The sequence below is a fragment of the Thermus tenuipuniceus genome (assembly GCF_002964845.1).
GTDB lineage: Bacteria > Deinococcota > Deinococci > Deinococcales > Thermaceae > Thermus > Thermus tenuipuniceus.
Window position 1 is genome coordinate 60,620 of the sequence record NZ_KZ672956.1, and the last position, 23,922, is coordinate 84,541.

24 protein-coding genes are annotated in these 23,922 nt (G+C 65.0%); 10 read left to right on the top strand and 14 right to left on the bottom strand.

The window, feature by feature from the left end; all coding sequences use genetic code 11:
• Positions 1 to 43: 43 nt before the first annotated feature.
• The 4 genes from C2847_RS00325 to speD form a co-directional block, all read right to left on the bottom strand.
• On the bottom strand, positions 44 to 1,000 hold the full coding sequence (locus tag C2847_RS00325) for an ABC transporter permease (protein WP_105316497.1): 957 nt from the start codon (positions 998 to 1,000) through the stop codon (positions 44 to 46).
• Complete coding sequence (locus C2847_RS00330; protein WP_105316498.1) at positions 990 to 1,913, bottom strand: ABC transporter ATP-binding protein; 924 nt, start codon at positions 1,911 to 1,913, stop codon at positions 990 to 992. Before C2847_RS00330 ends, C2847_RS00325 begins: the two co-directional genes overlap by 11 nt.
• A 1-nt stretch (position 1,914) precedes the next feature.
• Positions 1,915 to 3,060, bottom strand: coding sequence for an NEW3 domain-containing protein (locus C2847_RS00335; RefSeq protein ID WP_105316499.1), 1,146 nt, complete (start codon positions 3,058 to 3,060; stop codon positions 1,915 to 1,917).
• 87 nt (positions 3,061 to 3,147) lie between these two features.
• The gene (gene speD / locus C2847_RS00340; protein WP_126252474.1) at positions 3,148 to 3,552 is read right to left on the bottom strand and encodes an S-adenosylmethionine decarboxylase; all 405 of its coding nucleotides are present in this window, start codon (positions 3,550 to 3,552) and stop codon (positions 3,148 to 3,150) included.
• A 306-nt stretch (positions 3,553 to 3,858) separates the two neighbouring features.
• Here speD and sdhC point away from each other — a divergent pair, with 306 nt between their 5' ends.
• Genes sdhC through C2847_RS00360 form a run of 4 tightly spaced genes read left to right on the top strand, consistent with a single transcriptional unit; the run spans position 3,859 to position 7,051 of the window.
• Positions 3,859 to 4,224 carry a succinate dehydrogenase, cytochrome b556 subunit gene (gene sdhC / locus C2847_RS00345; RefSeq protein WP_105316501.1) on the top strand — a complete coding sequence of 122 codons (366 nt, stop codon included), beginning with the start codon at positions 3,859 to 3,861 and terminating at the stop codon, positions 4,222 to 4,224.
• On the top strand, positions 4,214 to 4,609 hold the full coding sequence (locus C2847_RS00350) for a succinate dehydrogenase hydrophobic membrane anchor subunit (RefSeq protein WP_105316502.1): 396 nt from the start codon (positions 4,214 to 4,216) through the stop codon (positions 4,607 to 4,609). The genes sdhC and C2847_RS00350 overlap by 11 nt, the downstream gene beginning before the upstream one ends.
• Position 4,610: 1 nt before the next feature.
• Positions 4,611 to 6,344 (top strand): succinate dehydrogenase flavoprotein subunit, encoded by a 1,734-nt coding sequence (gene sdhA, locus C2847_RS00355; RefSeq protein ID WP_105316503.1) that lies wholly within the window; start codon positions 4,611 to 4,613, stop codon positions 6,342 to 6,344.
• Between the two features lie 8 nt (positions 6,345 to 6,352).
• The gene (locus C2847_RS00360; RefSeq protein WP_105316504.1) at positions 6,353 to 7,051 is read left to right on the top strand and encodes a succinate dehydrogenase iron-sulfur subunit; all 699 of its coding nucleotides are present in this window, start codon (positions 6,353 to 6,355) and stop codon (positions 7,049 to 7,051) included.
• Between the two features lie 52 nt (positions 7,052 to 7,103).
• Here the strand turns inward: C2847_RS00360 and aspS are convergent, their stop codons facing one another.
• From aspS to C2847_RS00380, 4 genes are all read right to left on the bottom strand, one after another.
• Positions 7,104 to 8,372, bottom strand: coding sequence for an aspartate--tRNA(Asn) ligase (gene aspS, locus C2847_RS00365; RefSeq protein ID WP_105316505.1), 1,269 nt, complete (start codon positions 8,370 to 8,372; stop codon positions 7,104 to 7,106).
• A 113-nt stretch (positions 8,373 to 8,485) separates the two neighbouring features.
• On the bottom strand, positions 8,486 to 8,785 hold the full coding sequence (locus C2847_RS00370) for a hypothetical protein (RefSeq protein WP_105316506.1): 300 nt from the start codon (positions 8,783 to 8,785) through the stop codon (positions 8,486 to 8,488).
• The gene (locus C2847_RS00375; protein ID WP_105316507.1) at positions 8,772 to 10,073 is read right to left on the bottom strand and encodes a phospholipase D-like domain-containing protein; all 1,302 of its coding nucleotides are present in this window, start codon (positions 10,071 to 10,073) and stop codon (positions 8,772 to 8,774) included. Before C2847_RS00375 ends, C2847_RS00370 begins: the two co-directional genes overlap by 14 nt.
• Positions 10,074 to 10,139: 66 nt before the next feature.
• Positions 10,140 to 10,895 carry a TatD family hydrolase gene (locus C2847_RS00380; RefSeq protein WP_105316508.1) on the bottom strand — a complete coding sequence of 252 codons (756 nt, stop codon included), beginning with the start codon at positions 10,893 to 10,895 and terminating at the stop codon, positions 10,140 to 10,142.
• A gap of 108 nt (positions 10,896 to 11,003) precedes the next feature.
• Between C2847_RS00380 and C2847_RS00385 the strand changes: the two genes are divergently transcribed.
• Both C2847_RS00385 and C2847_RS00390 read left to right on the top strand, forming a co-directional pair.
• Positions 11,004 to 11,990, top strand: coding sequence for a lipocalin family protein (locus C2847_RS00385; RefSeq protein ID WP_105316509.1), 987 nt, complete (start codon positions 11,004 to 11,006; stop codon positions 11,988 to 11,990).
• 46 nt (positions 11,991 to 12,036) lie between these two features.
• Positions 12,037 to 12,690: a flavodoxin family protein gene (locus C2847_RS00390; RefSeq protein WP_105316510.1), complete on the top strand. Its 654-nt coding sequence runs from the start codon at positions 12,037 to 12,039 to the stop codon at positions 12,688 to 12,690.
• 4 nt (positions 12,691 to 12,694) lie between these two features.
• On the opposite strand, the gene tsaB is transcribed toward C2847_RS00390, so the two are convergent.
• Positions 12,695 to 13,234 carry a tRNA (adenosine(37)-N6)-threonylcarbamoyltransferase complex dimerization subunit type 1 TsaB gene (gene tsaB, locus C2847_RS00395; RefSeq protein ID WP_105316511.1) on the bottom strand — a complete coding sequence of 180 codons (540 nt, stop codon included), beginning with the start codon at positions 13,232 to 13,234 and terminating at the stop codon, positions 12,695 to 12,697.
• Positions 13,235 to 13,262: 28 nt separating this feature from the next.
• On the opposite strand from tsaB, the gene C2847_RS00400 reads away from it, so the two are divergent.
• From C2847_RS00400 to C2847_RS00415, 4 genes are read left to right on the top strand one after another with little or no spacing between them, the layout of a single operon-like run.
• The gene (locus tag C2847_RS00400; protein ID WP_105316512.1) at positions 13,263 to 14,456 is read left to right on the top strand and encodes a carbohydrate ABC transporter permease; all 1,194 of its coding nucleotides are present in this window, start codon (positions 13,263 to 13,265) and stop codon (positions 14,454 to 14,456) included.
• Entirely contained in the window at positions 14,446 to 15,639 is a 1,194-nt protein-coding gene (locus tag C2847_RS00405) for a carbohydrate ABC transporter permease (protein WP_105316513.1), read from the top strand. Before C2847_RS00400 ends, C2847_RS00405 begins: the two co-directional genes overlap by 11 nt.
• A 55-nt stretch (positions 15,640 to 15,694) precedes the next feature.
• On the top strand, positions 15,695 to 16,948 hold the full coding sequence (locus C2847_RS00410; RefSeq protein WP_105316514.1) for an ABC transporter substrate-binding protein: 1,254 nt from the start codon (positions 15,695 to 15,697) through the stop codon (positions 16,946 to 16,948).
• A 51-nt stretch (positions 16,949 to 16,999) separates the two neighbouring features.
• Positions 17,000 to 18,862: an aldehyde ferredoxin oxidoreductase family protein gene (locus tag C2847_RS00415; RefSeq protein ID WP_105316515.1), complete on the top strand. Its 1,863-nt coding sequence runs from the start codon at positions 17,000 to 17,002 to the stop codon at positions 18,860 to 18,862.
• Here the strand turns inward: C2847_RS00415 and C2847_RS00420 are convergent.
• From C2847_RS00420 to hisF, 5 genes are all read right to left on the bottom strand, one after another.
• Complete coding sequence (locus C2847_RS00420) at positions 18,859 to 19,533, bottom strand: DUF58 domain-containing protein (RefSeq protein ID WP_105316516.1); 675 nt, start codon at positions 19,531 to 19,533, stop codon at positions 18,859 to 18,861. The genes C2847_RS00415 and C2847_RS00420 overlap by 4 nt on opposite strands.
• Positions 19,530 to 21,290, bottom strand: coding sequence for an adenosylcobalamin-dependent ribonucleoside-diphosphate reductase (locus C2847_RS00425; RefSeq protein ID WP_105316517.1), 1,761 nt, complete (start codon positions 21,288 to 21,290; stop codon positions 19,530 to 19,532). The genes C2847_RS00420 and C2847_RS00425 overlap by 4 nt, the downstream gene beginning before the upstream one ends.
• Positions 21,291 to 21,299: 9 nt before the next feature.
• A complete protein-coding gene (glpX, locus tag C2847_RS00430; protein WP_105316518.1) occupies positions 21,300 to 22,268 on the bottom strand; it encodes a class II fructose-bisphosphatase in 969 nt (322 codons plus the stop codon).
• 211 nt (positions 22,269 to 22,479) lie between these two features.
• Positions 22,480 to 23,115: a bifunctional phosphoribosyl-AMP cyclohydrolase/phosphoribosyl-ATP diphosphatase HisIE gene (gene hisIE, locus C2847_RS00435; protein WP_105316519.1), complete on the bottom strand. Its 636-nt coding sequence runs from the start codon at positions 23,113 to 23,115 to the stop codon at positions 22,480 to 22,482.
• A complete protein-coding gene (hisF, locus tag C2847_RS00440; protein ID WP_105316520.1) occupies positions 23,090 to 23,869 on the bottom strand; it encodes an imidazole glycerol phosphate synthase subunit HisF in 780 nt (259 codons plus the stop codon). The genes hisIE and hisF overlap by 26 nt, the downstream gene beginning before the upstream one ends.
• Positions 23,870 to 23,922: the final 53 nt, after the last annotated feature.

A 23,922-nucleotide genomic window follows, 5' to 3' on the forward strand; every position in this document is an offset into this window, starting at 1 on the left:
TTTCTGGGGTCCCCGCTGGGGTGCTTAGCCCCAGCGGGGTTTTCTAGGCGCGCACCTCTTGCCGCTGGAAGGCCACGTAGGCCAGGGTGAAGAGGAGGATCACCAGGGCCATGAGCCCGGTGAGCTGGGGCCAGATCAGGAGGAGGCTTTGGGAGAGGGGAAGGGGGGTTCCCAGCACCGCTCCCTCCAGCTGGGTGATGAGGATGGGGCCCAAGGAGCGCACCGCTGGGTTAAGGACAGCGGTGAGGGTCTCCGCATAGAGGGTGTTGGGGGAGAGGCGGGAGATCCAGAGGGCCAGGCTCGCCTGCCTAAGCTGGCTTTCCGGGTCCAGGGGATCGGCCTGGAGAAGAAGTGCGTTTGCCGCCAGGTCGGTGAGGATGGGGAAGAAGACGGCGAAGAAGAGCCAGACCCCGATGGCGGCTAGGGCGGCGGTGGCCGGCTGGCGGAAGAGGACGGAGAAGAGAAGGCCCAAGGCCAGCCAGAAGCCCGCATAGGCCAAGGTAGCCAGGAGGAAGAGGAAGGCCCGGGCCATCTCCTCGCCTCCGGGGGGCACTCCCAGGGTGAAGAGGCCCAGGCCCACCACCAGGAGGAAGAGGGCGGTGAGGAGCACGGCCAGGGTGCCGAGCCCCGCCAGGAACTTGCCGAAGAGGAGGGCATCCCGGTAGATGGGCTGGGAGAGGATGCGGGAAAGCGTGCCTCTGGCGTACTCCCCGTTCACCGCATCGAAGGCCAGGGCGATGGCGGCCAGGGGTACGAAGAAGGAGAGGAAGCCCACGAAGGAGGGCAGGGGGTCCTGGGCGGTGGTGAGGAGCCTGAGGTACAGGTACGGGTCCTCCCCCACGGTCTGGCGCAGGGTCTGGGTGCCGGTGTACACGGCGGCCAGGGCAGAAAGGAGGATCAATCCCTCCAGAATGCGCATCCTCAAGCCCGTGAGATGGTCGGCCATCTCCTTGAAGAAAACCGCCCAAAGCCCGGTCCAGGGGGAGCCCTCACGCCGCATGGGCCACCTCCTTGAAGTAGTGGGCGTAGACCTCGTCCAGGCTGGGGCGGCGGAGGGAGAGGCTTAGAAGCTCCCCCTGTTCCACGGCTATCCGGGCCAGCTCCGGCCGGAGGTCCCGGCTGGAGAGAATCCGGTACCGCCCTCCCTCCGCTGCCACCCGGGCCACGCCTTCCAGGCGGCGGAAGGCCTCCTCGAGGCCCGGGCTGGCCTCCACCAGGATCTCGTACCCACCCCCTAAGACCCTTTGCGCCAACTCCTCCACGGTGCCTAAAAGGGCGAGGTGCCCTTTATGGAAAAGCCCCACCCGGTCGCAGACCTCCTGCACCTGGTGTAGGAGGTGGCTGGACAGGAGGATGGTGATGCCCTCCGCCCTCAGGCCCTTGATGAGCTCCAGAAACTCCCGGGCGGCCTCGGGGTCCAGGCCCAGGGTGGGCTCGTCCAGGATGGCCACCTTAGGCCTCTTCAGGAGCACCTCCGCCAGGCCCAGGCGCTGCCGCATCCCCCGGCTGAAGGCCGAGACCTTCCGGTCCCGCACCTCCCATAGGCCCATGCGCTTGAGCACCTCCTCTATGCGGGCCCTAGCCTCGGCCTCGGGGAGGCCCAAAAGGCGGGTGGTGTAGCGCAGGTTCTCCCAGGCGGTGAGCTCCCCGTAAAACCCCACCTGGTCGGGAAGGTAGCCCACTTGGCTCTTCACCTTTAGGGGCTCCCGCATGGGGTCCAGGCCCAGAACCCGGGCCTCACCCCGGGTGGGCTCGGTGAGGCCCAGGAGCATGAGGATGGTGGTGGTCTTCCCCGAGCCGTTGGGGCCCAGGAGGCCGAAGACCTCCCCCTCCTTAACCTCCAGGTTCAGATCCTCCACGGCCACCACCCGGCCGTAGCGCTTGGTGAGGCCATGGGTTTCGATGACCGCCATGCTACCTCCGGCCGAAGCGGTTCACGGCGAAGCCCAGGACCAGAAGGGCCACGGCCATGATGCCCACCCCCACCAGGCCCCAAAGGCTGGAGCGCACCACGGTGGCCCGGTAGTCCAGGCTCTCGGAAAGGCCATCGGACCCGGAAAGGCTGAGGGTCACCATATAGTCCCCCGTCACCGCCTTGGGGGAGGGCTTGATGCGGGCGGTTACCTCCTGCTCCTGGCCGGGGTCCAGGGCGTCCAGCTTATCCGGCTCAAACTTCACCTCCCAGCCCGAGGGCTCCATGGCGCTGAAGGACAGGTTCTTGGCCGGGGCGCTACCCTCGTTCTTCACCACAAGCTTCACCGCGTTTTCCCGGCCCGCCACCACCTGTCCGGAAAGCCGCCCCTCCTTGGTGGTGAAGCGCACCTCGGGCCGGCCCGTGACCTCGAGGGTCAAGGCCAGTTCCGCCTTGGCTTCCCCGGCGGCTGCCCTCAAGGTGAGGCCATAGGTGTCCGCCTTGGTGTCCTTGGGCAGGGAAACCTCCACATCCAGGTCCTTGTTTTCCCCGGCCTTGATGGGCAGGCTGGTCACCTGCTGGCTGGAGAAGGCGGGGGTGAAGGTCACCTGCCAACCCTTGGGGGCCTCGTACTCCAGGGAGACCAATAGGTCGCGGTCGGACTCGTTTTTCAGGGTCACCCGGTAGCGGAAGGAGCTGGTGGGGGGACCTTTGAGGATGGGGAGCTCCGCCTCGAGGCTGAGCCTCTGGGGCAGGCCCTGCCCCACCACCAGGCCGATGGGAAGGCTGGCGGTATGGCCCAGCCCCTCGGCCCGCACCAGGAAGCGGTAGGTGCCGGGTTTCACCTCCTTGGGGGGCTGGAGGCGGAGGCTAAGGGTAGCCTCCCCGTCGGGGGCCAGGTAGACCGCCCGCACCAGGCGACCCCCGCCGATGAGGCTGGCCTGCCAGCCTTGCGGGGCCTCGGCCACCTGGACCCGCACCACCCCGGGGGGAAGGCCATAGTTCTTGAGGGTGAGGGTCAGGTTGACGCTCTCCCCGGGTTGAACCCCGATCTCCGGATAGGAGGTACCTAGGGAAAGACCGCGAAAGCCCTGGGCTAGGGCCACGCCGAATCCCAGAAGAACCAGGGTGAGTAGCTTGCGCACCATACCTAAGCCTCCTCCTATAAGCTAGAGAGGAAGGATGAGTCCAAAATGAAAACCCCGGGGCAAGCCCGGGAAAGGGGGGCAGTTTTCCTAGCTCACCCGGGCCTCGAGGTACTCCCGCTCCCCCAGGACGATCTTCCGGGCCAGCTCGGGGTCCTTGGGAAACTCCTTGCCCCGGTTGATCATGTAGGTTTCGTAGCGGCCGATCTCGAAGACCGCGGTGAGCTTCCTCAGCACCTGGGCCATGTCAAAGGCCTTGCAGGAGAAGATGTCGATGGAAAGGAAGCGCTTTTTGGGGAAGGTGTGGATGGCGATGTGGCTTTCGGCGATGATCACCACCCCGGTCACCCCGTCCTCCCCCTCGGGGCCGTAGCTGTAGACGAAGGGGGGAAGCACCTTGGTCATCTCCATCTCCTCGGGGAGCTCGTCCAGGACACGGCGCACCAGCTCAGCGTCCCGGAGCTTCTCGGGATTGGCGTCGTAGCCGTCCACCATCAGATGCGGTCCGAATCCAAAGAGTTCCGTCCTGACCACCTCCTTCCCGTGCCCCCCGGGGTATCCTCCCGCGGCACGCCCCCCATTATGCCCCCCCTCCCCCCCCTGTCAATACCTTGTCCCCTGGCGGGAAAACCCCTTTTGCTTCCCCCGGGGGTGGCCCCGGGAAGGAGGAGGGGGGGAAGTGGGAAGAACCTCCCTTGTCTACGCCCATCATACGGGGATGGGGTATGTGGGGGCAGAGATAAGCTCCAGACGGTGGTTTCCTTAATAAAGGTGGTATGATATCCCCGGCAAGGAGGCGCCATGTACAGGGGAAGAGAAGGGCAGTGGGCGTTTTACCTGCACCGGATCTCGGGCCTGGGCATTCTGGTCTTTCTCATGCTCCACGTGGCCAACATCGCAAGCGCCATGTGGGGCCCGGAGGTGTCCAACGCTCTCATGAAGTTCTACCACCAACCGGTTTTCCAGATAGGGCTTCTCCTTCTCATCGCTGGGGTGCTTTACCACGGGTTCAACGGGCTCAGGATCATCCTCATGGACTTCACCGCCTGGGGGGTGCGCTACCAGCGGCAGCTTTGGTACGGGGTTTGGGTTCTTTTCGTAGTCTTCTACCTCCCCTTCCTTTTGAAGATCGGAGGGGGCATCCTGGGGGGTAGCCATGGCGATTAAGTCCAAGCGCTATGAGGAGGCGAGGCTCGAGGCCAGTACCAACCTGGAGCTTTACTGGTGGGTCTTCATGCGCATCTCCGGGGTGGTGTTGGTCTTCCTGCTCATTGGCCACATGTGGATGAACGCCGTCATCACCGACCTCAACAGCATTGACTACGAGTACGTGGCCAAGAGACTTTCCCAGACCACCTGGAAGATCTACGACCTTTTGATCCTAGCCTTGGGCCTCTTGCACGGGGCCAACGGGCTTAGGTACGTGCTGGACGACTGGATTCGCAACCCGTCCAGGCGCTTCTGGACCAAGGTGGTGCTCTACAGCCTGATCGGCTTTCTTTTCTTCCTGGGGAGCCTTTCCCTGTTCAACCACGATTTCGGGGTGAAGTGATATGGCGCACAGACACGAGGTCATCGTGGTAGGCGCAGGTGGGGCGGGCCTGGCTACGGCCCTTTATGCGGCCCGGGAAGGTGCGGACGTGGCGGTGGTCACCAAGCTCTACCCCACGCGAAGCCACACGGGGGCGGCCCAGGGAGGGATAGGGGCGGCCTTGGGCAACGTGGAGGAGGACCACTGGGAGTGGCACATGTTCGACACGGTGAAGGGAGGGGACTACCTCACCGACCAGGATGCCGCCGGGGTCTTCGCCAAGGAGGTGATCGAGGCGGTCCTGGAGCTGGAGCACATGGGCCTTCCCTTTGACCGGCTCCCCAACGGCAAGATCGCCCAGCGCCGCTTTGGCGGCCACACCAAGGACTGGGGCAAGGCCCCGGTGCACCGGGCGGCCCACGCCGCCGACCGCACCGGGCACATGATCCTCCAGACCCTTTACCAGCAGTGCGTGAAGCACAACATTACCTTCTACAACGAGTTCCACGTCACCGATGTCATCGTTGAGGACGGGGTGGCCAAGGGGCTGGTGGCCTACGAACTGGCCACGGGAGAACTGCACCTCTTCCAGGCCAAGGCCATCGTCATCGCCTCGGGGGGGTTTGGCCGCATCTACAAGGTGACCTCCAACGCCTACACCCTCACCGGAGACCTGCAGGCCATCCTCTACCGCAAGGGGCTTCCCCTCGAGGACATGGAGTTCTACCAGTTCCACCCCACGGGGCTTTACCCCCTGGGCATCCTCCTCACCGAGGGGGCCAGGGGGGAGGGGGGCATCCTGAGGAACGCCCTGGGGGAGCGCTTCATGGAGCGCTACGCCCCCACCATCAAGGACCTGGCCCCCAGGGACATGGTTTCCCGGGCCATGTACCTGGAGGTGCGGGAGGGCCGGGGGGTGGGTCCCAAGAAGGACCACGTGCTCTTGGACCTCACCCACCTGCCTCCCGAGGTCATCGAGAAGAAGCTTCCCGACATCACCGAGTTCAGCCGCATCTACCTGGGGGTGGACCCCTTGAAGGAGCCGGTGCCGGTGATGCCCACCGCCCACTACGCCATGGGGGGGATTCCCACCACCCTTTGGGGCCAGGTGATCCGGGACGAGAACAACACCGTGGTGCCCGGGCTTTACGCCGCCGGGGAAGCGGCTTGCGTAAGCCTGCACGGGGCCAACCGCCTGGGGACCAACTCCCTGGGGGATCTGGTGGTCTTTGGCCGGCGCGCGGGGATCCATGCCGCCCGCTTCGCCAAGGATGCCGACTACCACGAGCTCACCGAGGAGCACCTGGGCGAAAGCCGCGAGCGCATTGAGCGCATCAAAAACTCCACGGGTAGGGAGAAGGTGGCGGCGCTCCGGGCCGAGCTCCAGCAAACCATGATGGACAACGCCTCCGTTTTCCGCACCGGGGAGCTCTTGGCCAAGCAGGTGGAGATCCTGAAGGAGCTCATGGACCGCTACCGGAACATCTCCATTGACGACAAGGGGGATGCCTACAACACCGAGCTGGTGGAGGCCCTGGAGCTTGGGTATCTCCTCGAGGTTTCCGAGGCCCTGGTGCACTCCGCTTTGAACCGCACCGAGTCCCGCGGGGCCCATGCCCGGGAGGACTACCCCGAGCGGGACGATGCCAACTGGCTCAAGCACACCCTGGCCTACAAGGTGGCCGACGGCAAGGTGACCTTCCGCTACAAGCCCGTGGTCCTGGGCCGCTTTGAGCCCAAGGCCCGCACCTACTAGGAGGCGCCATGCAGGTGACCCTGAAGATCCTCCGCTTTGACCCCGCCAAGCACGAAAAGCCCACCTGGCACACCTACCAGGTGGAGGCCGAGCCTTGGGACCGGGTTTTGGACCTACTCCACAAGGTGAAGTGGGACCAGGACGGCACCCTGGCCTTCCGCCGCAGCTGCGGCCACGGGATCTGCGGCTCCGACGCCATGCTCATCAACGGCAGGAACCGCCTGGCCTGCAAGACCCTGGTGAAGGACCTGGGGAACGTGATCACCGTGGAACCCATCCGGGGTCTGCCGGTGGAGAAGGACCTCATCGTGGACATGGAGCCCTTCTTCGCCGCCTACCGGGCGGTGAAACCCTACCTCATCAACAACGAGCCCCCCCCGGCCCGGGAGCGCCTGCAAAGTCCTGAGGAACGGGAGCGGTTTGACCACGGCACCAAGTGCATCCTCTGCGCCAGCTGCACCACCAGCTGCCCTGTCTTCTGGGTAAACGGGACGTATCTGGGTCCTGCCGCCATTGTGCAGGCCCACCGCTTCATCTTCGACTCCCGCGACCGGGGAAAGCGGGAGCGGTTCAAGGCCCTGGGCTCGGGGAGCGGGGTATGGCGCTGCCGCACCGCCTACAACTGCACCGAGGCCTGCCCCCGGGATATCCCCGTAACCCAGCTCATAGAGGAGGTCAAGCGGGCCATCCTCTTTGACCGCTTCTAGAAGGAGTCCTCTCCTTGGGCTCCCACCCTGGCTTCGCCAGGGTGGGGTGGCTTCAGGGGGTGAGCCGGTGCCGGTCCCTGGGGAAGGCCCGGGCGTAGCGCACGTTGGGAAGGCCGAGAAGCTTTTGCGTGAGCCTTTCCGCCCCGATGGCGAAACCCCCGTGGGGGGGCATGCCGTACTTGAAGACCTCCAGGTAGCCCTTAAAGCCCTCGAGGTCCATACCCTTGGCCTTTAGGCTTTCCACCAGGTCCTGGTGGCGGTGGATGCGCTGGCCGCCCGAGGTGATCTCCAGGCCCCGGAAGAGGAGGTCAAAGCTCCGGGTGGTGCCGTCCTCCTGGGGGTAGGTGTAGAAGGGACGAAGGCTTCGGGGGTAATGGGTGATAAAGAGCCAGTCCGAGGCCCAGCGCTCCTTGGCATACTGGCCCAGGAGGCGCTCCGCTTCCTCGGAAAGGTCCTGGCCTACGGGGTAGCCCAGTTCTTCCTTGAGGATTCTCCTGGCCTCGGCGTGGGTCAGGCGGGGAATTTCCTTGGGGAAGGAGGGCCACTCGGCTTCCAAAAGCCGGATCTCGTTTCCGGCGCTGGAAAGGGCTTCCTCCAGCATCTCCTGAAGGAGGTTTTCCTCAAGCCGCATGAGGTCCTCCTCCCCCCCGATGAACCCCATTTCCACGTCCAGGGACAGGTACTCGTTCAGGTGGCGGCTGGTGTTGTGCTCCTCCATGCGCCAGACCGGGGCCACCTCGTACACCCGCTCAAACACCCCCACCATGATCTGCTTGTAAAGCTGGGGGGACTGGGCCAGGTAGGCCCGGTACTCAAAGTAGTCCACCCCGAAAAGCCCCGAGCCCCCCTCGGCCCCCGCCCGCACCACCTTGGGGGTGAAGATCTCCGTGAAGTCCTGCCGGTCTAGGTAGCGCCTAAAGCCCCGCACCAGGGCCGCCTGTACCCTAAGGGGGGCGCGGGCCTTCTCCCCCCTTAGGGTGACGTAGCGGTATTCCAGAAGGGTGTCGGGGCTTGCCCGCCATTCCTCCTTGGGGATCTCCACCGGGGTGGGCTCCAGGGCAGGGGAGAGGATCTCTATTTCCTTTGCCTGCACCTCGAGGCCCCCCGGGGCCTTGGGGTTTTCCACCACCTGGCCCCTTACCCGCAGGCTGCTTTCCGGCAAGGGGAGTTTCTGCCCCCCGGTCACCACCTGCACGATGCCGCTTCGGTCCCGTAGCAGTAGGAACTGCACCTTTCCCAGGTCCCGCCGCCAGTGGAGAAAGCCCAGCATCTCCACCTCTTCGCCCACATGCTTCCTCAAGTCCCTTGCCAGAACCCGCATGCTCCCTCCTCCTAAGGTTTGGCCCCCCCGGCCATGGGGGACCGGGGGGGCGGATGGCCTTGCCCCCCATCTAGGCGTCATTACCCTGGGGCAGACGCATATTGCCCTTGAGTTTAGGGGGTTTCTCCCCCTAGGTCAAGGCGCTCAAAGGCCAGGACCAGGCTGGGGAGGTCCTGAGGGTCCGCCACGGCGAAGAAGTTCTCCTCCACCTGGTACCGGGCCGCCCACTCCCCTGCCACCCCGGCCAGGTTTAGGGGCTTTGCCTCCTCCCTCAGGAAGCGGAGGCGTCTTAGGCGCACGTCCCCCGCCTCGGAGTAGAAGACCTGGTAGACCAGGCCCCCCAGGCGCTTCTCCCCGTAGAAGCCCCCTTCTATGGGGCTTATCTCGTAACCCAGGGCCTTAAGGGCTTCCATCCAGCACCTCGAGGGCCGAGGGATCCTCCAGGACGATCTCGTAGTAGCCGGCGTAAAGCACGATGCGCCCCCTGGCCCTGACCTTTTTCCCTAGGTAGCTCTGGGGGAAGGGTTGTTGGAAAAGGCCATAGCTCCTTGGGAAGACCACCAGCCTCAGGTCGCTTTCCCCAGGGCCAAACCGGAGGAAGGCCACGGTGCCCCGGTCTTCCACCTGCTGAATCACCCCTTCCACCGTGGCTATACGGCCAAAGTACTTAGGGGCCTCTTGCCAGGGAATGACCCCTTCCAGGGGCGGTAGGGCGAAGGGGTTTTCGGTAAGCCCTGCCTGGAAATCCCTTTCCATCACGGAAAGGAGCCGAGCGAAGGCCTCAGGTGCTTCTTGGCGGGTGAAGCGCACGGCAAGCTCCCGGTTGGCGTTTAAGGAGTTGGCGCTGAGGTTCAGGCTTCCCACAAGGGCCACCTCCCCGTCCACCACCAGGGCTTTGGCGTGCACGTAGGGATCGGGTAGGAAGCGAAGGTCCGCCCCGGCCTGCCTTAGCTCCTCCGCTCCCGCCAGGAAGTAGGTGTCCCCGGGCTCCTGGGGGCTTCCCACCAGGCGGACCCGGACCCCTCTGGCCAAGGCTTCCTTGAGGGCGGCCACCACCTCGGGATCGGCCATGGCCTGGTGTTCCAAGAAAACCTCCCTCTTGGCCCCGCGGATCAGGGCGAGGAGGGTTTCCCGGGCGTTGCCCTCCTTGACCCCGCTCAAAGTACGGCTTGGAGCCCAGACGAGGAGCGCCCGGGAGAGGTCCAGCCTTTTCCCCTCCCAGTCCGCTTCAAAGGCCTTGACCACCTCTGCCACCTGCCTGGGGTCGTCCAGGATGAGGGCGTATTCCCGGTTGGCGGTGAAGGAGCTTCCCGTGAGGTTCATGGTGCCCACCCAGGCCAGCTTCCGGTCCACTACCAGGCTCTTCTCGTGCACGAAGACGAAGCGGAAGGGGGTGGTGAGCCGGACCTCCACGCCCCGGTCTTTGAGGGCTTGGTAGACCGAGAGGTCCACCCTTCCTCCGGAAGGCTCCCGCTCCAGGAGGACCCGCACCTTCACCCCCCGGGCCACGGCCTCCCCCAGGGCCTCCACCACGTCCAGGCGGCTTGGGGTCCAGAGGTACATCTTCACCAGGATCTCCTTTTGGGCCGAGGCGATGAGGTCCAGTAGCGGCTTGACCCCATCCTCCGGCTCCACCACCAGCCTGGGGGCGGCCAGGGCGGTTAGGAGGAGGAAGGCGAGGGCTAAAAGGAGCTTTCTCATACCTCCCCCATTCTGCCTCAGGGGGATCAGGCAGGAGTCAGGAAGCCCGTAAGCGGAGGGCGGGCCCTACGTCCACCGGAAGCAGGTTACCGCGTTCTGGTCGGTGATGGACTCCATTTCCTCGAAGGCCATGCCCCGCACCTCCGCAAGCTTGTCCAGGGTGTGGCGCACGTAATGGGGAAGGTTGCGCTTTCCCCGGTGGGGCTCTGGGGGGAGGTAGGGGGTGTCGGTTTCCACCAAAAGCCGGTCTAGGGGAAGCCTTTGGGCGGCCTCCCGGAGGGCCTGGTTTTTTTTGTAGGTAAGGGGGCCTGCGAGGCTAAAGTAGGCATCCACCTTTAGGCCTGCGGCCTCGAGGGCCGGGTGCCCGCCAAAGGCATGGAGGACCACCCTTTTGGGTCGGTGGGCGAGGAGCCAGGCGGCCAGGTCTTCCTCCGCTTGCCCGTCCTTGCTCCGCACGTGGAGCACCAAGGGAAGCCCCAGCTCCTCCGCCAAGGCGGCTTGGAGATCCAGGGCCTTGAGCTGGGCAGGCTTGCTCTCGGGGGTCCAGTAATAGTCCAGGCCGCTTTCCCCGATGGCCCGCACCCGGGGGTGGCAGGCGTAGTGCCTCAGGGCCTCTTCCACTTCGGGGGAGAGGAGGTGGGCCGAGGTGGGGTGGAGGCCCACCGCGGCGTACACGTTGCCCTGGGCCAGGGCCAGGGTTCTTTCCCAGCGGCTTGGGTCCACCCCCAGGGTGAGGATGGCCCTAAGCTCCGGAAAGTGGGCCTTGGCCTCTTCCAGCTCGGTTTCTTCCAAGAAGTCTAAGTGGGCGTGGGTGTCGGTCATGGGCTCTTCACCTTTTCCCTGTCCGCACGAGCCAAAGGGCCATGTCGCCAATCTAACATGGGAAATGACCTACAGTGGGTGGAAGACCTGGCTGGGTAGATTGAAGTCATGCGGTGGCTTTGGTCCCTTACCCTCTTGCTGGCGGCTTGTGCTCCAGTCCTCATGGGGGTGGATCCCCAAAGGCTTCCTGACCCCAAGGACTGGGACCCCAAGCCGGCCCAGTTGGAATGGTGGTACGCCTCGGGCTGGGTGGAGCCTTTTGCCTTCCACTTTGCCTTCTTCAAGGCCTACGCCCCTCCTGCTTACCGCATCCTGGGCCTTCCGGGAAGCTGGTTTGGTGCTTTTCATGCCGCTCACCTGGCCTTGACCGACTTGCGCACGGGGGAAAGGGTGTTCTTAGAGGTTTCCGACCAGGACCTCTTTGCCCCCAGGGGCCGCGCGGAGCCGGGCCCCTACTTGGAGGTTTCCGGCTGGCGGTTTTACCGGGAAGGGGAGGGTTTTCGCCTCCTGGCGGGCCCGGTGGACCTCCGCTTCCATCCCCTGAAGCCCCCGGTAGTCCACCCTCCGGGCTTCTCGGGCACCGAGGAAACAGGGCGCATGTACTACCAGTCCTACACCCGGGCTGAGGCCTGGGGACGCATCCAGGGAGAGGAGGCCCGGGGAGAAACCTGGCTGGATCACCAGTGGGGGGAGCAACTTTCGGGGCTTGCGGCGACTTGGGACTGGATCAGCCTCCATCTTTCCGACGGCTCGGAGCTCATGGCCTACCAGGTGAAGGACGCCAAGGGTGAGGTGGTCCAGGTCTTGGGTAGCCGGGTGGACCCCTTAGGGCGGGTGGAGGGGGTGGACCTCCGCTTCCTTCCCCTGAACCGCTGGCAAAGCCCCTCGGACCGCACGTATACCCTGGCCTGGCGCCTCCAGGGGCCGGGGTTGGACCTGGAGGTGCGCCCCCTCTTTCCGGAGGGGGAGATCCTTTCCCGCACCACCCGGGTGGCCTACTGGGAGGGGCCGGTGGTGGGGGAAGGGGTCCTCGCAGGCTACCCCGTCCGGGCCCGGGGGATGGGGGAGTTCGTGGCGGGGCCTTGGCGGCCTTAGGATGCGTCTGCTATGCTAAAAGAGGTTTAGTGCTTGGGTGATATTTATGGGTTTACGCGTGCTCGGCGTCAACGCATCGGCACGGACGGATGGGTTTACAGCGGAGTTGTTGGACGAGGTTTTGGAGGCCGCTAGGCGCCAAGGGGCCACCACCGAGCGCCTGGACCTGGTGCGGTACCCCTTTCCCTTCTGCGTGGGGAACTACTCCCAAGACCCTACTTCCTGCGGCCCGGAAGCCTGCGTGCAAGGACCCTGGGACGGATTCGGCAAGGTGGCGGATAAGCTGATCCAAGCGGATGCGGTGGTTTTTGCCACGCCGGTCTACTGGTTTAGCGTATCTGCCCGGATGAAGGCCCTATTAGAGCGCATGACCTCCATGGAGAACCAGGGCCTCTTAAACCTGGGGAAGCCTATGGTCCTGTTGGCGGTGGCCGAGGAGGAGGGGGCCAGCCAGGCGCTTTCGCAAATGCTCCTGCCCCTTTCCTACATGGGGTTTGTCCTGGCGCCCCTGGGTTTGGTCTACGCCCATCACCGGGGGGCCGTGAGCCTAAAGGAGAACACCGAACTCATGGAGGATGCCCGCATTGCCGGGGAGAACCTGGTGCTGATGGCGGAAAAGCTTAGGGGCGCCTCTTTCCGGGAACCCCTTCCCAGCTATCAGTACCGTCTTCCGCGGCCCCCTCAGGTGGTCGCCGACTGAGGCCTCAGAGATAGAGGGGATCCACCCCCTCGCGGGCGAAGGGCCGGAGTTCGTAGAGGCCTCGAGGGTCCGGCGGGGGGTCCAGGAGGAGCCCCTCTTGGGGCAGGAGGGCCTCTTGGAGCTTTTGGGGAGGCATGAGTTCCTGGGGCCTGCCCTCCCGTTTGGCGTAGGTGGCCCCGTAGTAAAGGCGGTTACGGGCGGTGAAAAGGGGGGTGAGGGGAGGGCCGCCTTCCTCCAAAAAGGGCCAGCAGGCGGCGAGGAGGGAGCTTACCCCATAGACCCTGGCCCCCTGGGCCAGGGCGATGCCCAGCCCCGCGGCCAGGGCGATGCGAAGGCCGGTGTAGGACCCCGGGCCTTCCCCCAGGACCAGGGTGCCGATCTCCTCCCGCCTGGCGCCCACTTCCCCTAAGAGCTCATCCAGTAAGCCGAACAGGGCTTCCTCGTGCCTACGGCCCAGCCGCACCACCCTTCCCAGACCTTCCCCCTCGCGGAAGAGGCCCAAGGAGAGGTAGGGGGTGGCGGTGTCCAGGGTGAGGGTCCACACCCTTCCATCCTATATACTCCGGCACGGGATGCGGACCTTTCCCCTTCATGCCCTTCTGTCCTTGGGGGCGCTCCTTGCCCTGGGTGTGTACGCTTCCCGGCTTGGCTTTCTCCCGGGGGCCTGGGTGGGGGCGGGGCTTGGGCTTTACGCCCTTCTCATCCTGTGGGGGCTTCGTTTCGGTCGGCACCATGCCCTTTTGGGGCTTGGGCTTTTTGCGTACTGGTTCCCACCCCTGGCCTTTCTGGCTCCTCTCTTGTTCGCCCTCTTGTTTGGCCGGGGCCTGAGGGAAAAGGAGCAGGCAGCCCTCTACGGCTGGGCCTTGGTTTGGCCGGCCTTAGCCCTCCTTCTGGTCTGGCATGTTTTCCCCACCTTTTACGCCTTTTACCTGAGCCTCTTTGAACGGGTGAACTTCCTGCGCCCCGCGGCCTTCTCTGGCTTGGAGAACTACCGCATCCTCCTCCAGGACCCTCTTTTCTGGAAGGCCTTGGGGAACACCTTTTGGTACGTGGTCTTTACCGTGCCGGTGGGTCTTCTCCTGGCCACAGGGGTGGCCATCCTCCTGAACACCCAGGTGGCCTTCCTGGGGTTCTACCGCACCCTTTACTTTCTCCCCTACATCACCGCCCTCACGGCGGCGGCGGCGGTGTGGCGCTGGATCTACCACCCGGAGTTCGGTTTTCTCAACTGGCTTCTTCGCACCCCGGGCCTCGACTGGCTGAACACGCCCAAGGGTGTCTTCGCCCTTCTCCTCGAGCCCCTGGGAGTGCAGCTCCAGGGTTTTTGGGCGGGTCCCAGCCTGGCCTTTGTGGCCATCATGGTCATGAGCGTGTGGCACTTTCTGGGATACCAGGTGGTGATCCTCCTGGCCGGGCTTCAGGCCATTCCCAAGGAGTACTACGAGGCGGCGGAGCTGGATGGGGCGAGCTTTTGGCAGAAGCACCGGCTCATCACCTGGCCCCTTCTTTCCCCCACCACCTTTTTCCTCTTTACGTTAGGGCTTATCGGGGCCTTCCAGGTCTTTACCCAGGTCTACGTGCTTACCCCCACGGGCGGGGTGTTGCAGGATACCCTTACCCTGGCTTTCTACCTCTACAACAAGGGTTTCCGCGACTCGGATTTCTCCTACGCCAGCGCCATCGCCATGGTGACCTTTCTCCTCATCCTGCTCCTCACCCTGATTCAAAGGCGGGTTTTGGAGAGGCGGGTGAACTATGAGATTTAGGCCCGGTGTCCTGTTCGTGCACTTGCTCCTCCTCCTGGGGGGGCTCGTCATGGCCTTTCCCTTCTACTGGATGCTGGCCACCAGCCTGAAAAGCCCCCAGGAGGCCCTGCAGGCCAAGCCCGTCTGGGTTCCGGAGCGCATGAAGCCGGCCAACTGGCTCAAGGCGGCCCGGCTGGGGGATAGCCCCCTATGGGGAGGCTTGGCACCTGGAAGGAGCGTGGAGCTGGTTTTCCCTGGGAGGGAAGGGCATCCGCCCAGGGCCTTGGTACCCCGCACCCCGGGGGCCTTTTTTGACCCCCGGGCGGAGGGCACCCGGGTGGAGGTGGTGTATCGGAAGGGGGCTTGGCGGGTGCGGCTGACCAACACCACGGAGGAAGCCTTCCGCTTTTTGCCCCTGGTGGTGCTTTGGCCCAAGGAAGTCCCTCTGGAGGCACCCTTGCCCCCCGACGCCATCCGCTCCCAGGGGGAGTACTGGCGGCTGGAGTGGGTGAATGCGGTGCCCGGGGCCTTGGGCTACGTGTTCCACAACTACCTGGAAGCCTGGCATGCGGCTCCCTGGGGGCGCTACTTCTTCAATAGCTTCTTCACCGCCTTGACCCAGGTGGCGGTAGGGCTTTTCCTGGCGGCCCTGGCCGCCTTTGCCTTGGCCCGCATCCCCTTTCCCGGCAAGGAGGCGGTGTTTGTGCTCATCCTGGCCACCATGATGGTGCCGGGGGAGGTGCTCCTCATCCCCAACTACGTGCTCTTGGCCAGGCTGGGCTGGCTGGACACCTACTACGCCCTTATCGTTCCCTGGCTGGCCTCGGTGTTTGGCATCTTCCTCCTTAGGCAGTTTTACCTGTCCTTGCCCCAGGATCTCTTTGATGCCGCCCGTATAGACGGGGCTGGGTACCTGACCCAGCTTTTCCGCATCGCCTTGCCCTTGAGCCTTCCTGGGCTGGTATCTTATGGGATCTTCACCTTCCTGGGGGCCTACAACGCCCTCCTTTGGCCCTTGATCGTAACCCAAAGCCCGGAGATGCGCACGGTGCAGCTGGGCCTGCAGGCCTTTGTTTCCGAAGCGGGGTCGGATTACGGGGCCTTGATGGCTGCCAGCACCTTTGTGATCCTGCCGGTTATCCTGGGGTACTTCTTCGCCCAGCGCCAGTTCATCCAAGGCATCGCCCGCTCAGGGCTCAAGTGAGCCTGAAGATCTTCTGACAATAGACGCGGTATACTCCCCTTGGAGGTGTGAGGGCATGAAAAGAGTCCTGTTGCTGACCGCGGCCTTGGGCCTGGCCCTGGCCCAACAGGCTAAACCGGAGGACGTCATCAAGGAACAGTGCGCCAAGGCCAAGGTGGTGGCGGAGCTCTGGCACGGCTTCACTGGAGGGGCGCCCAAGGCCGCCTTGGAGAACCTGGTGGTGGAGTTCAACAAGGCCCAGCAAGGCCGGTGCGTGCGCCCCGTGCCCCAGGGGGGGTACCGGGACCTCTCCACCAAGATCAAGGCGGCCTTCGCCGCAGGGAAGGTGCCGGCCATGGCCCAGGCCTACGAGAACAACATCGCCTTGTACCTCGAGGCCAAGGCCCTTCTGCCCATTGAGTCCTTGGGGGTGAAGCTCCAGGGGGTGAACCTGGCCTTCCTGAACGCCGTGCGCTTTGGGGGAGTGGTCTACGGGGTGCCCTTCAACAAGAGCATCCAGGTCCTCTATTACAACAAGGACCTCCTGAGGAAGCACGGGGTTAAGGTGCCCACCACCCTGGAGGGGTTCGTGGCCGCCAGCAAAAAACTCTCCCAGGCCGAGGGCAGCCCCGTTTACTGGTTCCAACCGGACGCTTCCACCTTCGCCTACTTCTTCTTCAACCTGGGGGGGAGCTACCTGAAAAACGGCAAGCTGGTCCTGAATTCCAAGGAGGCGGTGGAGGCCCTTACCCTCCTGCAAAGCGGGGTGAAGGAGGGGTGGGCCAAGGCCATCACCTCCGGCTACATCAACCAGAACCTGGGCTCCGGCCCCTACGCCTTCAGCGTGGATACCTCCGCGGGCTACACCTACTACCGCCAGGGGGCCAAGTTTGACCTGGGGGTGGTCACCCTGCCGGGCCGCACCTCCGGCCAGGCGGGCTTCGGCCTGGTCCAGGGCACCAACCTGGTGGTCTTCCGCCAGGCCTCCAAGGAGGAGCAGGGGGTGGCCAAGGACTTCCTGCAGTTTGTCCTCTCCCCCAGGGCCCAGGCGGTCTTCGCCACCGCTACCGGGTACGTGCCGGTGACCGAGGGAGCCCTGAAGGATGCGGTCTACCAGACCTACGCTACCGAGAACCCCGACTTCGCCACCATCGTGCGCCAAAGCCGCTACGCCAAATTTGAGCCGGCTTTGGCGGAGTGGGAGCAGATCCGCTTTGACATCCTGGGCCAGGCCATCAAGGAGGCCATTTTGAACAAGGCGGATCCCAAGGCCGCCTTGGACAAGGCCCAGAAGCTGGCGGAGGACCTCCTCGCCGGCAAGACCCGCTGAAGGCCTATGCCCCCCGCCGGGGGTCTTCCCCTGGCGGGTTAGACTTTGGGTATGCCCAAGGGTTACCACGACCGCGTGGCCTTCGTGGACCTTTCCACGGGACGGATCTGGTATGAGAGCTACGGCGAGGCTTTCTGGCGCAGGTTTCTTGGGGGTAGGGCCCTTTCCGCTTACCTCCTTCTGAAGCATGTGCCCAAAGGAGCGGATCCCCTGGGCCCGGAAAACGCCCTTATCTTTGCCCCCGGCATCCTTACCGGCACCCCCATCTCGGGGTCGGGCCGCAACACCGTGGCCGCCAAAAGCCCCCTCACCGGGGGGTATGGGGACGCGGAGGGTGGGGGTTTCTTCGGGGCCGAGTTAAAGAACGCCGGCCTGGACGCCCTGGTGGTCCTGGGTCAGGCGGCGGAGCCCGTGTACCTGCACGTGGAAGGGAAAGAAGTGTCCCTCCATCCCGCCTTCCACCTTTGGGGCAAGGACCCTCTGGAGGTGGAGGCCCTCCTCAAGGAGGCCCATGGGGGCCAGACCCGCGTGGCCCAAATTGGGCTTGCCGGGGAGAACCAGGTCCTCACCGCCAACGTGATCCACGACCTGGCCCACTTCGCCGGGCGGGGGGGCTTGGGGGCGGTGATGGGGGCCAAGGGGCTCAAGGCGGTCTCCGCCCGGGCCAGAAGGGATACCCGTCCCACTTATCACGATCCCGCCCTCCTCTCCACCCTGGCCCGGCGTATGGCGGGGGAACGCATGGAAAGGGCCGCGGGCCTGGTCACCATGGGCACCGTGGGCACAGTGAAGCCCTTCAATCTCCGGGGGGTGCTCCCGAGCCACAACTTTCTGGATGGCTTCCTAGAAGGAGCCGAGGCCTTGGACGGCACCAGCTTGGACGCCCTGGGCATCCGCATCGGTCGGGATACCTGCTACGCCTGCGCTATCCGCTGCAAGCAGGTGGTGCGGATCGAGGGCACCGGCAAGTACGACGTGCGCCCGGAGTACGGGGGGCCGGAGTACGAGGGGCTTGGGGCTTTGGGTTCCACCTGCGGGGTCACGGATCCCTATGCGGTCACCAAGGCCAATACCCTCTGCAACCAGTACGGTCTGGACGTGATCGGGGTGGGGGTGACCATCGCCACGGCCATGGAGGCAGTGGAGCGGGGCTACCTGGACGACGAGGGTCTGGGGCTTCGGTTCGGCAACGGGGACGCCTTGATCGCTGCCATAGAGAAGCTGGCCCGGAGGGAAGGGCGGCTTGGGGAGCTCTTGGCCTTGGGGTCCAGGCGGCTTTCGGAGGCCATCGGCCATCCGGAGCTGGCCATGCAGGTGAAGGGCCAGGAGGTGCCCATGCATGACCCCCGGTACAAGCGGGCCCTGGGGGTGGGGTATGCGGTGAGCCCGACGGGAGCCGACCACAACCACAACCTGCACGACACCGCCTTCGCCAAGGAGGGGAAGGCCCTGAAGGAGCTCCGCTTCTATGGGGAAGACTTCCAGCCCCTGCCCCTGGAGGACTTTTCCGAAGCCAAGGTGCGCATGCTTTGGGCCAAAACCAGGGAGCGGGGCTTCGTGAACAGCCTGGTGATGTGCGACTTTGTGCCCTGGACCCCAGAGGAGTGGCAGGAGGCCATCTACGCCACCACAGGCTGGCGGCTTTCCCCTAAGGAGATGCTGGAGGTAGGGGAGAGGACGCTTCAGCTCACCCGGCTTTTCAACCTCCGGGAGGGGATCGGTCCGGAGGAGGACCGCCTGCCCGAGCGCTTCTTCCAGCCCTTCCGCAAGGGCAGTCCAGAGGCCTATTTGCATAGGGAGGCCTTCCAGGAGGGCGTGCGCACCTACTGGCGGCTTGCGGGGTGGGAGAAGGGGAGCGTGGACCCCGGAAGGCTAAGGGCCCTGGGGCTTGAGGAGTTTACCCAGGCGTACTAAAGGGGCTCCACCACTCCCTGGCGGAGGAGGGCGGTAAGGGGAGGTTCTCCCACCTTCAAGAGGGCGTAGCGGCCCCGGAGAAGGGCGAAGAGGCGGAGGGCTTTTAGGTGCCCCTCGAGGGCCTTTTGGTACGCCCTTACCTCCTCCGGCCCCACGGGGAGAGATACCCCGGTTTCCACGTCTTTGAGGAAGGCTTCCTCGAGGGGCGGGGCCAGCTCCAGGGGTGCCAGGACCTGGACCAAGACCAGCCGTTTCGGAAGGATCCTGGGCCAGGGCAAGGGGTCTAGCCCGTCGGTGATGAGGACCAGGGTGCCCCGGCCCGGGCGAAGGGCTTCCGGTCTGCCCCGTTCCAGCCGGGCCAGGGCGTCCTCCTGGCGAGCGATTCCCAGGAGGAGCCTCGCCACCTCCTCCCCGTAGGCCAGCTTGCCGAAGAGGCGCATGCTTTCGCTTTCGTCCAGGTAGATGCGGAAACGGCTTCGCTCGGGTGCGGTTTCCAGGCGGGTGTAGAGCCTTCCCGTCTTGGCGTAAGCCCGCCAGTGGACCCGCCTTATTTCGTCCCCAGGGGCATAGGGGCGGAGCTCGTAAAACTCGCCTCCCAGGCCCTTCCTGCGGGCCAGGCGTTCTCCCGGGTAGGGAAGGTAGGGCCGGGTGGCGATGCGGTAGCGGGTCATGCCGTCTGGCAGAAGGTGCAGACCCCCACCGGGGGTAGGGGTTCGATGACCTCCTCCCGGCTTCCCTCCCGGAAGACGGTGATGCCCTTGCACCCCTCCTTCCAGGCGGTGAGGAAGAGGTTTTCCACCACCTCCTTGGGGGTTTCCCGGGGGAGGTTCACCGTGGAGGAGATGCTTTGGTCCACGTGGCGTTGCAAGGCGGCCTGAAGGCGTACCCTCTGGAAAGGATCCACGATATGGGCCGTGGGCCAGTCCGGCACCTCGCCTCCTCGTTCCCTGCGGTACCGCTTCAAGAGGGGATGTTCCGCCAAAAACACCTGTCCCCCGGCGTGGCGCAGGTAGGTGAGGGCGAAGATGGGTTCTATGCCGCTCGTTACCCCCGCCAGGATGGAGATGGAGCCGGTGGGGGCGATGGAGAGAAGGGCGGCGTTCCTCAGGCCCTTTTCCACCGCCTGGATGAGGGCTTTGGGCAGGGACTGGATGAAGGGGCTTTTTATGTGCTCCTTTGGGTCAAAGGCTGGGAAGGAGCCCCTTTGCCTTGCCAGGCGGGTGCTTTCCCAGTAGGCGGCTTCCTTGATGCGGCGCATGACCTCTTCCGCAAACTTTAAGCTTTCCTCCGCACCATAGGGCAGTCCCAGCATGGCCAGGGTGTCCGCCAGGCCCATGATCCCAAGGCCAACGCGCCGGCTTCTTAAGGAGGCTTCCCGTTGGGCCCTCAGGGGGTGGCGGTTCTTTCCCAGGTCCACCACCGCATCCAAAAAACGCACGGCCAAACGGGTGGCCTCCTCGAGGCCCGCCCAGTCCAGCCGGGCCTTGTCCGTAAAGGGCTCCTGTACGAAGGCCGCCAGGTTGAGGCTTCCCAGGTTGCAGGCCCCATAGGGTTCCATGGGAACCTCCCCGCAAACGTTGACCCCTTCCACCTCCATCCCCCCGTACTGGGCCGTGGCCCAGCTTCTCACCCGGTCCCAGAAGAGGAGGCCGGGTTCGGCGCTTTGCCAGGCGGCCTCCACCAGGAGGTTCCAGGCTTCCTTGGCCCGGATGGTGCGGGTTATGTGCTCCCGGGGTGTGGTGAAGGAAAGCGCCCAGGGTTCGTCGGCCAAGGCGGCTTGTAAAAAAGCGTCCGTGGCCCTTAGGGAGAGGTTGGCGTGGCGCACCCGGCTGCGCTCGGGGTCGGTTTTGACCTGGAGGAAGTCCAGGAGGTCGGGATGGGTGTCGGAGAAGGTAAGCATCAAGGCACCCCGCCGGCCCCCGCTGGCCCCCATGACCCCCGCCAGGGTGGAGAAGAGCTCCATGAAGCTCACCGCCCCCGAGCTTTCCATGCCCGCATTCCCCACCTTGGCCCCTTTAGGCCTGAGAACATCGGCGTTGGTGCCCACCCCACCCCCGTAGGCGAAGGTGCGGGCGGCCTCGTCCAGGAAGCGGGTAATCCCCTTCACCGAGTCCTTCCGGATGGGGATGTAGTAGCAGTTGAACAGGGTGGACCGGCGCCAGTTTCCCAGGCCGAAGAGGATCCGTCCCCCGGGGACAAAGCGAAAGTCGGAGAAGAGCCAGGAGAACTCCTGCGTGGCTCCCTTTTCCACCCGGGTGACTCCTTGGACGAGCCGCTGCCACATCTCCTCCGGGGTGGCCTCCAGGAGCCTGCCTTCCGGGTCCTTTAGGGCGTAGCGGTGGAGGAACACGGAGGCCCTAAGCTCATCGCCCTGGAAGAAATCCAGGGCAAGCCTTAGGGCTTCTTCCTGGGCGTACCAGCGGGGCACGCCCTTAGTCTAAACCCGAATGGTCACCCGGGCTCCGGTTTCAAAAAGATGAATGGAGTCTATGAACCGAACGGTGCGGGTGGCGTGGCCCAGAACGATGGAATGAGTCCTGGCCCCGCCCCCGAAGAAGCGCACCCCCTGGAGGATATCCCCGTCGGTGATGCCGGTGGCAGCGAAGACGATCTCCTTTCCCGGGGCCAGGTCCTCGGTGCGGTAGATGCGGTTCTCATCCCCGCCCATGGCCCTGAGCCGAGCCCGCTCCTCCTCGTTTTGCGGGGTGAAGCGGGCCTGGATCTCCCCGCCCAGGCACTTTAAAGCGGCGGCGGCCAAAACGCCTTCAGGGGCTCCGCCAATCCCCATCACCGCGTGCACCCCCGTGCCCCGGATGGCGGCGGCCAAGGCGGCGATCACATCCCCGTCGGAGATCAGCTTCACCCGGGCCCCCGCTTCCCGGATCTCCCGGATGAGGCGTTCGTGGCGGGGGCGGTCCAGGACCACCACCACCAGGTCCTCCACGGAGCGCTGCAGGGCCAGGGCCAAGGCCTTCAGGTTGGCGGAAACCGGCCAGGAAAGATCCACAAGCCCCGCGGCCGGGGGGGGAACGATGAGCTTTTCCATGTACATGTCGGGGGCGTGGAAGAGGCCGCCCTTCTCGCTGAGGGCGATCACGGTCACGGCGTTGGGCAGGCCCTTGGCGGCGGTGGTGGTGCCCTCCACGGGGTCCACGGCGATATCCACCTCCACCCCCCCTTGGCCCAGGACCTCCCCGATGTAGAGCATGGGGGCCTCGTCCATCTCCCCTTCGCCGATGACCACCGTGCCCTTGATGGGAAGCTCGTTCAGGACCCGACGCATGGCCTGGGTTCCCGCCTCGTCCACGGCTTCCTTGTCGCCTTTGCCCGCCAGGCGGCTTGCCGCCAGGGCGGCCTGTTCGGTGACCCGCACCACCTCGAGGACCAACCGGCGCTCGATTTCCATGTTTCCATCATAAGGGGTTGGGCTAAGCTGGAAGCATAACCGCCTTGGTGCCCGACGGTCCCTGGTTTTACCGAAAGGCCACCCGAAAGCGCTTCCTCCGCCTATAGGGTGGCCCCGCCTTCTCGGGAGGGCGGTCCTTCTGGAAGGAAGGCTCTGGCTGAGCGCTCCCGCCCAGGGGAGGCGGCGCTAAGGCCAGGGGGAAAGGGGATGCTTAGCTGGGGGCAGGGCCGCCTGGGGGCCGGTGCCGATCCCAGAGGGTCCTGGCCAGGTCCTCCGGGGTGAGCCCCAGTTCCGCCAGCACGATGAGGAGGTGGAAGAGAAGGTCCGTGGCTTCCCAGCGCACCTCCTCAGGGCTTTGGTTCTTGGCGGCGATGATGACTTCCCCGGCCTCCTCCCCAATCTTCTTCAGGATCCGGTCCAGGCCCGCCTGGTGGAGTTTGGCCACGTAGCTTCCCTCGGGAAGGGTTTTAAGCCGCTCCTGGATGGTGGCGTAGACCTGGGAAAGGACAAAGCCCAGGCTGGGTTCTCCGGAAAGGAGGGGGCGGTGGAAGCAGCTTCGCTCCCCCGTGTGGCAGGCGGGGCCGTGGGGAAGGACCCGGTAGACCACCGCGTCCCCATCACAGTCCAGGAGGACCTCCACCACCTCCTGGATGTTCCCCGAGGTCTCCCCCTTGCGCCACAGGGTCTTTCGGCTTCGGCTGTAGAAGGTGCTCCGCCTGGTCCTTAGGGTTTCCTCCAGGGCTTCCCGGTTGGCGTAGGCCAGGGTCAGGACCTCGCCTGTTTTGGCATCCTGCACCACCACAGGCACCAGGCCCTGTTCATCAAACTTCACCAGGGACAGGTCCATCTAGGCGCACCTCCAAGCCCTGTTTGGCCAGGAATCGCTTGAGTTCGGGTATGGGGATCTCCCCGAAGTGGAAGACGCTGGCGGCCAAAGCGGCGTCGGCCCCGGCCAGGAAGGCCTCGAGGAAATGCTCCATTCTCCCCGCCCCTCCGCTGGCGATCACCGGCACGCTCACCGCCTCGGCCACCATGCGGGTGAGCCTGAGGTCGTAGCCCTCCTTGGTGCCATCCCGGTCCATGCTGGTGAGGAGGATCTCACCGGCGCCAAGCCCTACCCCCCTAAGGGCCCATTCCACCGCGTGAAGCCCCGTGGGGATGCGTCCGCCGGCGATGTAGACCTCGGGGAAGTCCCCGTTCCAGCGGGCGTCAATGGCCAGGACCACCGCCTGGGAGCCGAAGTGGTCGGAAAGCTCCTGGATGAGCTCCGGGCGCTTCACCGCGGCCGAGTTCACGCTCACCTTGTCGGCCCCGGCCAGAAGAAGCCTCCGGGCATCCTCCAAGGAGCGGACCCCTCCCCCCACGGTTAAGGGGATGAAGACCCTTTCTGCCACCTGGGCCACCACCTCCAGGAGGATGGCCCGCTCCTCGTGGGTGGCGGAGATGTCCAGGAAGACCAGCTCGTCGGCGCCGGCCTCATCGTAGGCCTGGGCGGCTTCCACGGGGTCGCCCGCATCGCGGAGGTTTACGAAGTTGACCCCCTTCACCACGCGGCCCGCGTGGACATCCAGGCAGGGGATGATGCGCTTGGCCAGGCTCATAGGGAATCCACCTTAAACCGGTGCCGCACCGCCATAGGGTCATTCTACCCGCC

Bases quoted from the DNA above. Each gene is read 5' to 3' on its own strand.
- C2847_RS00415 (WP_105316515.1), top strand. From the start codon at position 17,000: ATGCCCAAGGGTTACCACGACCGCGTGGCCTTCGTGGACCTTTCCACG.
- C2847_RS00385 (WP_105316509.1), top strand. From the start codon at position 11,004: ATGCGGTGGCTTTGGTCCCTTACCCTCTTGCTGGCGGCTTGTGCTCCA.
- C2847_RS00350 (WP_105316502.1), top strand. From the start codon at position 4,214: ATGGCGATTAAGTCCAAGCGCTATGAGGAGGCGAGGCTCGAGGCCAGT.
- hisF (WP_105316520.1), bottom strand. From the start codon at position 23,869: ATGAGCCTGGCCAAGCGCATCATCCCCTGCCTGGATGTCCACGCGGGC.
- C2847_RS00405 (WP_105316513.1), top strand. From the start codon at position 14,446: ATGAGATTTAGGCCCGGTGTCCTGTTCGTGCACTTGCTCCTCCTCCTG.
- C2847_RS00330 (WP_105316498.1), bottom strand. From the start codon at position 1,913: ATGGCGGTCATCGAAACCCATGGCCTCACCAAGCGCTACGGCCGGGTG.
- speD (WP_126252474.1), bottom strand. From the start codon at position 3,552: ATGGTGGACGGCTACGACGCCAATCCCGAGAAGCTCCGGGACGCTGAG.
- C2847_RS00410 (WP_105316514.1), top strand. From the start codon at position 15,695: ATGAAAAGAGTCCTGTTGCTGACCGCGGCCTTGGGCCTGGCCCTGGCC.
- C2847_RS00325 (WP_105316497.1), bottom strand. From the start codon at position 1,000: ATGCGGCGTGAGGGCTCCCCCTGGACCGGGCTTTGGGCGGTTTTCTTC.
- C2847_RS00400 (WP_105316512.1), top strand. From the start codon at position 13,263: ATGCGGACCTTTCCCCTTCATGCCCTTCTGTCCTTGGGGGCGCTCCTT.
- C2847_RS00335 (WP_105316499.1), bottom strand. From the start codon at position 3,060: ATGGTGCGCAAGCTACTCACCCTGGTTCTTCTGGGATTCGGCGTGGCC.
- sdhC (WP_105316501.1), top strand. From the start codon at position 3,859: ATGTACAGGGGAAGAGAAGGGCAGTGGGCGTTTTACCTGCACCGGATC.
- sdhA (WP_105316503.1), top strand. From the start codon at position 4,611: ATGGCGCACAGACACGAGGTCATCGTGGTAGGCGCAGGTGGGGCGGGC.
- C2847_RS00420 (WP_105316516.1), bottom strand. From the start codon at position 19,533: ATGACCCGCTACCGCATCGCCACCCGGCCCTACCTTCCCTACCCGGGA.
- aspS (WP_105316505.1), bottom strand. From the start codon at position 8,372: ATGCGGGTTCTGGCAAGGGACTTGAGGAAGCATGTGGGCGAAGAGGTG.
- C2847_RS00360 (WP_105316504.1), top strand. From the start codon at position 6,353: ATGCAGGTGACCCTGAAGATCCTCCGCTTTGACCCCGCCAAGCACGAA.
- hisIE (WP_105316519.1), bottom strand. From the start codon at position 23,115: ATGGACCTGTCCCTGGTGAAGTTTGATGAACAGGGCCTGGTGCCTGTG.
- C2847_RS00370 (WP_105316506.1), bottom strand. From the start codon at position 8,785: ATGGAAGCCCTTAAGGCCCTGGGTTACGAGATAAGCCCCATAGAAGGG.
- C2847_RS00375 (WP_105316507.1), bottom strand. From the start codon at position 10,073: ATGAGAAAGCTCCTTTTAGCCCTCGCCTTCCTCCTCCTAACCGCCCTG.
- C2847_RS00380 (WP_105316508.1), bottom strand. From the start codon at position 10,895: ATGACCGACACCCACGCCCACTTAGACTTCTTGGAAGAAACCGAGCTG.
- glpX (WP_105316518.1), bottom strand. From the start codon at position 22,268: ATGGAAATCGAGCGCCGGTTGGTCCTCGAGGTGGTGCGGGTCACCGAA.
- C2847_RS00390 (WP_105316510.1), top strand. From the start codon at position 12,037: ATGGGTTTACGCGTGCTCGGCGTCAACGCATCGGCACGGACGGATGGG.